Annotated in this window: 8 protein-coding genes; 3 read left to right on the forward strand and 5 right to left on the reverse strand. The window is 73.3% G+C overall.

Translation table 11 applies throughout. From position 1 onward, the window contains the following. Positions 1-358: 358 nt before the first annotated feature. A complete protein-coding gene (locus EBN88_RS26905) occupies positions 359-1,369 on the reverse strand; it encodes a stage II sporulation protein M (RefSeq protein WP_122399647.1) in 1,011 nt (336 codons plus the stop codon). 84 nt (positions 1,370-1,453) lie between these two features. Here EBN88_RS26905 and EBN88_RS26910 point away from each other — a divergent pair, with 84 nt between their 5' ends. After that, a complete protein-coding gene (locus EBN88_RS26910; protein ID WP_122399648.1) occupies positions 1,454-2,407 on the forward strand; it encodes an RDD family protein in 954 nt (317 codons plus the stop codon). On the opposite strand, the gene EBN88_RS26915 is transcribed toward EBN88_RS26910, so the two are convergent. From EBN88_RS26915 to EBN88_RS31365, 4 genes are all read right to left on the reverse strand, one after another. Continuing rightward, positions 2,404-3,027, reverse strand: coding sequence for a hypothetical protein (locus tag EBN88_RS26915; RefSeq protein WP_122399649.1), 624 nt, complete (start codon positions 3,025-3,027; stop codon positions 2,404-2,406). The two genes, EBN88_RS26910 and EBN88_RS26915, sit on opposite strands and share 4 nt — an antisense overlap. A 63-nt stretch (positions 3,028-3,090) precedes the next feature. Beyond that, positions 3,091-4,524: an adenosylhomocysteinase gene (ahcY, locus tag EBN88_RS26920; protein WP_122399650.1), complete on the reverse strand. Its 1,434-nt coding sequence runs from the start codon at positions 4,522-4,524 to the stop codon at positions 3,091-3,093. 292 nt (positions 4,525-4,816) lie between these two features. Then, entirely contained in the window at positions 4,817-6,031 is a 1,215-nt protein-coding gene (gene manA, locus EBN88_RS26925; RefSeq protein WP_122399651.1) for a mannose-6-phosphate isomerase, class I, read from the reverse strand. Positions 6,032-6,059: 28 nt separating this feature from the next. Continuing rightward, on the reverse strand, positions 6,060-6,413 hold the full coding sequence (locus EBN88_RS31365; RefSeq protein WP_199742499.1) for a phosphoheptose isomerase family protein: 354 nt from the start codon (positions 6,411-6,413) through the stop codon (positions 6,060-6,062). Here EBN88_RS31365 and EBN88_RS26935 point away from each other — a divergent pair. Both EBN88_RS26935 and EBN88_RS26940 read left to right on the forward strand, forming a co-directional pair. Beyond that, complete coding sequence (locus EBN88_RS26935; protein ID WP_407703468.1) at positions 6,370-6,540, forward strand: SbtR family transcriptional regulator; 171 nt, start codon at positions 6,370-6,372, stop codon at positions 6,538-6,540. The genes EBN88_RS31365 and EBN88_RS26935 overlap by 44 nt on opposite strands. A gap of 280 nt (positions 6,541-6,820) precedes the next feature. Further along, a partial coding sequence (locus EBN88_RS26940; protein WP_147472864.1) for an RNA polymerase sigma factor occupies positions 6,821-7,722 on the forward strand: 902 nt, incomplete at its 3' end.

Genomic DNA, 7,722 nt, shown 5'->3' on the forward strand with positions numbered 1-7,722 from the left:
ATGCTCGAACATCCTCGCAAACAACTCAAAAATCTGGCATTGACTTTTGGCACACTGTTGAGTTCTCAAGGAACGGACGCTTCCATCAAACCCCCCTCGGGGCCCTCCGGGCGCTTCCCTTCGCTGTGTCCACTACTTTAGAACCAACCCCACCCGAATTCCAAATCCGGGCTTCCGAACCCCCGCGCGGACATGCTTCGGACACACCGAAACAAACCCTCACCGGGAATCAGGTTCACACGAAGTGGGTGCCACACATGGCGGCAAGACGCTGCTCCAGGGCAACCCACAGGCGACCGCCTGGTGGCAGCTCGGAGAACGTTACGCTCCTGCCGGGGCAGCGTCAAGCCAGGCTCGCTCAGGCGGCGACCGGGGCCTCCACCGGGCGGTCCCCGGCCGCCACGTCGCCCGTTTCCCCTGCCTCGACCGCGCGGCGGCCCAGGACGAAGACATAGGCGAGGAAGGCCAGTTCGGCGGCGACGCCGATGGCGATCCGTGCCCAGGTGGGGAGCCCCGACGGGGTGACGAAGCCCTCGATCGCGCCGGAGACCAGGAGCACGGCCGCCAGGCCGACCGCCATGCCCAGGGCCGCGCGCCCCTCCTGGGCCAGGGCCGTCGTCCTCGGACGCCGGCCGGGGTCGACGACGGTCCAGCCGAGGCGGAGCCCGACGCCGGCGGCGACGAAGACGGCGGTCAACTCCAGCAGGCCGTGCGGCAGGATCAGCCCGAGGAACACGTCGAGTCGGTCGGCCGAGGCCATCAGGCCCACGCCGGTGGCGACGTTGACCGCGTTCTGGAAGAGGACCCACAGGACGGGGAGGCCGAGCAGGGCGCCGAAGGTCAGGGACATCCCGGCGACCTGGGCGTTGTTGGTCCACACCTGGGCGGAGAAGGCGGCGGCCGGGCTGCTGGAGTAGTAGGACTCGTAGGCGCCGCCAGGCCGGGTCATCTCGCGCAGTTCCTCGGGGGCCGCGATGCTCGCCTGGACCTGGGGGCTGTCCGCGATCCACCAGCCGAGGGCGGCGACCAGGCCGGTGAACAACAGCGCGGTGGGGACCCACCAGTGCCGGGTGCGGTAGCAGGCGGCGGGAAACCGGGCGGTGAAGAAGAGGACCGCGTCCCGCCAGGTCGCCCTGCGGGTGCCCACGACGGCGCTGCGCGCCCGGGCGACCAGGGTGGTGAGGCGGCTGGTGAGCGCGGGGTCGGGGGCCGTGGACTGGAGCTGGGAGAGCTGGGTGGCCACCCGTTGGTAGAGAAGGACCAGCTCGTCGGCCTCGGCTCCGGTGAGCCGGCCACGACGGCGGCGGATCAGGGCGTCGAGCCGTTCCCACTCCGCTCGGTGTGCGGCGACAAACACGTCGAGGTCCATGGGAGGCAGCTTGTCAGACCCCGGTGTCACACTGTCCAGCGGAAGTCGAAACAGCCCAGAGCGTCCGGGGAGAGGGGGCGGTCCATGAACGGCCAGCTGGTCACGGGGGATGCGGTGGTCCTCGGGCTCCAACCGGCGCGGCTGCCGAGCCGGGCGCTGGCGGTGGCCATCGATCTGGCGGTGGTCGTGGGCCTCTATCTGCTGCTCTCCGTGGTCGTGTTGAGCACGGTCCTGCCGCTGGGGACGGCGGCGGCCATGGCGGTGCAGGTGGCGTTGCTCCTGTTGGTGGTGGTCGGGGGGCCGGTCCTGGTGGAGACGCTCAGCCACGGGCGTTCGCTGGGGAAGGCGATCTGCGGGCTGCGGGTGGTTCGGGAGGACGGCGGGCCGATCCGGTTCCGTCATGCGCTGGTGCGGGGGGCCATCGGCTTTGTCGAGCTGCTGATGACGGCCGGGTCGGTGGCCTGTGTGGCCTCGCTGGTCTCGGCGCGGGGGCGGCGGCTGGGGGACGTGTTCGCGGGGACGCTGGTGGTGCGCGAGCGGGTCGCTGGCACCGCGCGTCGGCGGCGGACGTCGGTGCCGGTGGCGCCGCCCGCGCTTGCCGGGCGGTTCGCCGAGGTGGATCTGTCGCAGGTGCCGGACGAGCTGTGGCTGACGGTGCGGCGTTTCCTCGGCCGCGAGGGGCAGTTGGACCCGGCGGTGGCGCGGTCGTTGGCGGTGCGGCTGGCCGAGGACGTGCTGGCGCGGGTCGGGGAGCCGCCGCCGGAGGGGGTCTCTCCGGTGGAGTTCCTGGCGGCGCTGCTGGCTGAGCGGCGGCGGGAGGAGGCGGCCCGGGTGGTGCCGGGCGGGGGTGCGGTGGACGCGGCGGCCGGGGTGCCGGCGGCCGGCGGTTTTCAGCCGATCGTCGGCGCGGTGGCGGAGCCGGCCGGGAGTGGGGGTGCGGCGGCGGCCTCGCCGCCCGCGATACCCGGGCGGCCGGAGGCCGGCGGGGAGCCGGTGGCCGAGCCGGGGCGTCGGACGGGCTTCGCGCCGCCGTTCTAGCGCGAGGGCGGGGAGTCCAGCTCCTCCAGTTCGACGCCGGGTGCGGCGAGCACCACGTCGCCGGCGAGGTGGACGGTGTGGCGTTCCCCGGTCTCCAGGTCGGCGACCTCGTAGGCGTCCACGATCAGCGGCCCGCTGTCCGTGGGGTGGGTCTCGCTGCCGAGGTGGGTCCAGCTCTCGTCGCGGGTGCGGGTGGCGAGCGCCGGTGGCGTGACGGTGACGAGGCGGACCCGGGCGCTGCCGGGGCGTTCGGCCTCCGGGTCCCGGCCGAGCCTGAGCAGGCGGGCGACGGCGACCAGGAAGCCGGGAGACGGGCCGCTGAAGGCGGCGGCCCGGGCGTTGCCCTCGTCGGCCGTGGTGCCGGCGGCGTCCATCCGGACCCAGGTCAGCCCGTCCAGGGCGCCGCCGCGCAACTGCCAGCCGCCGGCGCGGAGTTCGACGCGGAGCTGGCGGCCCAGGGCGTCGAGGGTGAGGTCGGTGTCGAGGCGGGGCGCGCCGTCGGGCGCGGTCAGCTCGCCGGTGTAACGCCAGCCCGCAGGCCCGGGGGCGCAGCGGAAGCGCTCCTCGCCGAGGGGGGTGCCGTCCTCAGGGTCGCTGATGCTGTATCGGCCTTGGGGCATGAGTGGGCAGGGGCGGGCCGCCCGGGCGCGCCGGCGTGCGGCGGGCCCGGGCGGCCGGCGGGGTCAGTACCGGTAGTGGTCCGGCTTGTAGGGGCCCTCGACCGGGATGCCGAGGTAGCTCGCCTGGTCCTCGGTCAGCTCGGTGAGTTCGGCGCCGAGTGCCTTCAGGTGGAGGCGGGCGACCTTCTCGTCGAGGTGCTTCGGCAGGACGTAGACGCCGGTCGGGTACTCGCTCTGTTTGGTGAAGAGTTCGATCTGGGCGATGGTCTGGTTGGCGAAGCTGTTGGACATCACGAACGACGGGTGTCCGGTGGCGTTGCCCAGGTTCAACAGGCGGCCCTCGGAGAGCACGATGATGTTGTGCCCGTCGGGGAAGGTCCAGGTGTGCACCTGGGGCTTGACCTCTTCCCTGACGACGCCGGGGAGCGCGGCGAGGCCGGCCATGTCGATCTCGTTGTCGAAGTGGCCGATGTTGCCGACGATCGCCTGGTGCTTCATCCGCCGCATGTGGGAGGCGAGGATGATGTCGCGGTTCCCGGTGGCGGTGACGAAGATGTCGGCGGTCTCGACGACGTCGTCGAGGCGGGCCACCTGGTAGCCGTCCATGGCGGCCTGGAGGGCACAGATCGGGTCGATCTCGGTGATGATCACCCGGGCGCCCTGGCCGCGCAGGGACTCGGCGCAGCCCTTGCCGACATCGCCGTAGCCGCAGACCACGGCGACCTTGCCGCCGATGAGCACGTCGGTGGCGCGGTTGATGCCGTCGATCAGGGAGTGGCGGCAGCCGTACTTGTTGTCGAACTTGGACTTGGTGACCGAGTCGTTGACGTTGATGGCCGGGAAGAGGAGCGTCCCCTCGCGGAACATCTCGTAGAGGCGGTGCACTCCGGTGGTGGTCTCCTCGGTCACGCCCCTGATCTCGGAGGCGGCCTGGGTCCACTTCTGCGGCGTCTCGGCGAGGGTGCGGGTGAGGAGCTTGAGGATGACCTCGTGCTCCTCGTTCTCGGCGGTCGAGACGTCCGGCACCTTGCCGCTCTTCTCGTACTCGACGCCCTTGTGCAGCAGGAGGGTGGCGTCGCCGCCGTCGTCGAGGATCATGTTGGGGCCGCCGGTCGGGGTGTCCGGCCAGGTCAGCGCGCGCTCCGTGCACCACCAGTACTCCTCCAGCGTCTCGCCCTTCCAGGCGAAGACGGGGATGCCGGCGGCGGCGATCGCGGCGGCGGCGTGGTCCTGGGTGGAGAAGATATTGCACGAGGCCCAGCGGACCTGGGCGCCGAGCGCGACCAGGGTCTCGATCAGCACGGCCGTCTGGACGGTCATGTGCAGCGAGCCGGTGATCCGGGCGCCGGCGAGCGGCTGGCTGGCCGCGTACTCCTCACGGATCGCCATCAGACCGGGCATCTCGTGCTCGGCCAGGGTGATTTCCTTGCGGCCGAACTCGGCCAGCGACAGATCGGCGACCTTGAAGTCCTGAGCGGCGGTTGCGGTCGTTGTCATGACGGCTGCTCCTCACGCGAAGATGAGTGTGGGCGGACAGGAGGCGACGGCGGCGACACCCGCGATCCCCCGGGGTTGCGGGGACGGGCGTCCGCTGCGCCACGGTCCGTCGGAGGGCCTTCTTACCCCTCGGCCGGGCTGAGCGGCGCCTGCTCGGCTCCGCACCCGACTGCCATCAGCAACGACGTCTGGTAACGGACCGAATGTACACCGCGAGCCCCGGGCGGCACTATGCGAACGGTCATATCTCGGCCAGCCGGCGCCGAACGTTGCCGGCCGCCGCCCCCGGCGGTCAGCGCGCGGGGCGGTCGGCGACGGTGGCGCGGAACAGCGTTCCCGCGCCGGCCAGTTCGACGTTCTCCCCGGCGCGGGCGAACGCGGACTCGCCCGGCGCGAGGTCGAGCCGGGAGTCGTCCGCCCCGTGCAGGGTGACGCGTCCCTGGACGCAGAGGAGGATCTGCGGGCGGTCGTGGGGCAGGCCGGTGCGGGCGCCGTCGGCGGACAGGTAGCGGGAGAGCTGGAACTCGTCGATCGGCGTCGCGTACCGCTCGGCGCCGTCGGCGTCGGGTTCGGGCCGCAGCACCCCGGGGTCGCCGGCCTCGAAGCGCACGATGCGCAGCAGTTCGGGAACGTCGACGTGCTTGGGGGTGAGGCCGCAGCGCAGCACGTTGTCCGAGTTGGCCATGATCTCGACGCCGAGCCCGTCGAGGTAGGCGTGCGGCACCCCGGCGCCCAGGAACAGGGCCTCGCCGGGGGCCAGTCGGACGTGGTTGAGCAGCATGGCCGCGATGACCCCGGGGTCGCCCGGGTACTGGCGGGCGATCCGGACGTAGGCGTCGTAGGCGTCGGCGAACGGGGCGTCGGGCGCCTCGGCGACGCGGCGGGCGGCGGCGGCCGCCGCGTGTTCCACGGTCCTGGCCATGGCCTCGGGGTCGGCCGTCAGCACGGCGGTGAAGACCTCGCGCAGCGCGTCGCTCTCGGGGCGGGCGCGCAACAGGTCGGCGTAGGGCTTGAGTTCGTCGACGCCCAGCGCGTCGAGCAGCTCGGCGGTCTCGGCGGCGGGGCGGAAGCCGCAGAGCCCGTCGAACGGGGTGAGGGCGCAGATCAGCTCGGGCTTGTGGTTGGCGTCCCGGTAGTTGCGGTGCGGGGCGTCCAACGGGACGCCGTTGGCCTCCTCCTCGGCGAAGCCGGCGGCGGCCTGTTCGAGGTTCGGGTGGACCTGGAGCGAGAGCGCGCTGCCGGCCGCCAACAGCTTGAGCAGGAACGGGAGTCGGGGCCCGAAGGCGGCGACGGTGGGCTCGCCCAGCTCGCCGGCGGGGTCGGCGTCGATGACGTCGGCCAGCGAGACGGGGCCCTCGCCCCGGTCGAGGCGGGAGGGCGCGCCGGGGTGGGCGCCCATCCACAGCTCGGCCTGAGGCTCGCCGGTCGGCTCGGTGCCCAACAGCTCGGGCAGCGCGGTGGTGGAGCCCCAGGCGTAGGGCCTGATGGTGTTCTGGAGGCGGTCCATGAGCGTCTTTCTGTGCTGGGGTGAGGCGTCAGCCGTGGTGCCCTGCGGCGAGCGTCAGGTAGACGGCGGCGAAGTCCGTCCTGGCGAGCAGTTCGGCGACCGCGACCAGCGGCTCGCCCTCCTCGCAGCTCAGCTCGTCGAGGCCGACGCCACGGCCGAACGCGAGGTCACGTGCCGCGTCGGCGGCCGAGGGCAGCCCGCCGGGGGCGCCGTTGGGCGGCGGGTCGCGGAACAGCAGGATGTGCGGGCGCAGCGGCGCGGGCGCGGGCGCCTCGGAGGCCGCCGTGCCGGGCGTGGGCGCCGAGTCCGGTGAACTGCTGGCCGCCGTCGAGCAGTTGGTGGAACGGACCCGGGCGGCCGGGCAGCTGCGGGCCGATGTCACCGTGGCGGACCTGCTGTTGGTGATAGCGACCACGCCGCCGAGGCTGGACGATCCGACCCGGCAGACGGCGGCCGAGGCGCGGTTGCTGGAGATACTGCTCCAGGGGCTGCGTCCGGGCGGGCGGTGAGCCAACGGGAGCCGTTCCGGCCGGAGTTGACCGTCGCGCTCGGGGCCGGCCCGTCCCGGCCCCGGAGCGCGGGGGCGTCCTCTGGGTGTGCGCGAGGAGCGCGTGCGCCGCGTTCGGGGCGTGCGGCGCACGGGAAAGCGCTTGGTACACCGCCCGAAAGGGTGGTTTGCCGGACGCCCCTACCCGGTTGGCGGGCGGGCATGGCAGCCTGACGTCGGTGCTGACAATCGTGTAAACAACGGCATGGCGACGACGACCGACGACAACTGGGGCGGGCCGGATGGACTTTGAGGGGCGGGACGAACTCTCCGAGGAGTCCACGGTGCCGCGCCAGCGCGAGGAGCGCTCGGGCACGGCGGACCTTGAGCTGATCGACCGGATGCGTCGGGGCGAACAGGGGGCGTACGACGAGCTGTACCGGCGCCACGCGGACGCCGTGCGCCGGTATGCGCGCACCTGTTGCCGGGACGCGGACACCGCCGACGACCTGACCAACGAGGTCTTCGCCGCGACCCTCCAGGCGGTGCGGGGCGGCGCGGGTCCGCGCACCGCCGTGCGGGCGTACCTGCTGACCTCGGTCCGCCGGGTCGCCGCCGAGTGGGCGCGCACCGCGAAGCGCGAGCAACTGGTCGAGGACTTCGCGGTGTTCGCGCTCTCCGACGCGGCGGCGCGGGCCGGCCGCGCCAGCGCCGACGAGCTGGCCGCCGAGGTCCGGGCGATGCGGGAGGCCGAACGCTCCATGGCGGTGCGGGCGTTCCGCAGCCTGCCGGAGCGCTGGCAGACGGTGCTGTGGCACACCACGGTCGAGGAGGCCTCCCCGCGCGACGTGGCGCCGCTGCTGGGGCTGACGCCCAACGCCACGGCCGTGTTGGCGCACCGGGCGCGGGAGGGGCTCAAGCAGGCGTTCCTCCAGGAGCATGTGAGCCGGACGCTGACCGAGGGCGGGGAGTGCGCCGGCTATGCCGAGCGGCTGGGCGCGTTCGCCAGGGGCGGGCTGCGCACGCGCGCGGAGCGCGGGCTGCGCCGGCACCTGGCGGAGTGCGCGCGCTGCGCCTCGGCGGCGTCCGAGGTGCGGGCGATCAACGAGAACATCGGAGCGCTGCTCCCGGTGGCCTTCGTCGGCTGGTTCGCGGCCGACGCCGGCGCCAGGGGCGGGCTGCTGTGGGGCGGCGCGGGCGCCGG

Source organism: Streptomyces triticirhizae, assembly GCF_003696235.1.
In the GTDB taxonomy this organism is placed as follows: Bacteria; Actinomycetota; Actinomycetes; order Streptomycetales; family Streptomycetaceae; genus Streptomyces; species Streptomyces triticirhizae.

Excerpts from the sequence above, each read along its gene's own strand:
- EBN88_RS26910 (WP_122399648.1), top strand. The coding sequence starts at position 1,454 with ATGAACGGCCAGCTGGTCACGGGGGATGCGGTGGTCCTCGGGCTCCAA.
- EBN88_RS26905 (WP_122399647.1), bottom strand. The coding sequence starts at position 1,369 with ATGGACCTCGACGTGTTTGTCGCCGCACACCGAGCGGAGTGGGAACGG.
- manA (WP_122399651.1), bottom strand. The coding sequence starts at position 6,031 with ATGGACCGCCTCCAGAACACCATCAGGCCCTACGCCTGGGGCTCCACC.
- ahcY (WP_122399650.1), bottom strand. The coding sequence starts at position 4,524 with ATGACAACGACCGCAACCGCCGCTCAGGACTTCAAGGTCGCCGATCTG.
- EBN88_RS26915 (WP_122399649.1), bottom strand. The coding sequence starts at position 3,027 with ATGCCCCAAGGCCGATACAGCATCAGCGACCCTGAGGACGGCACCCCC.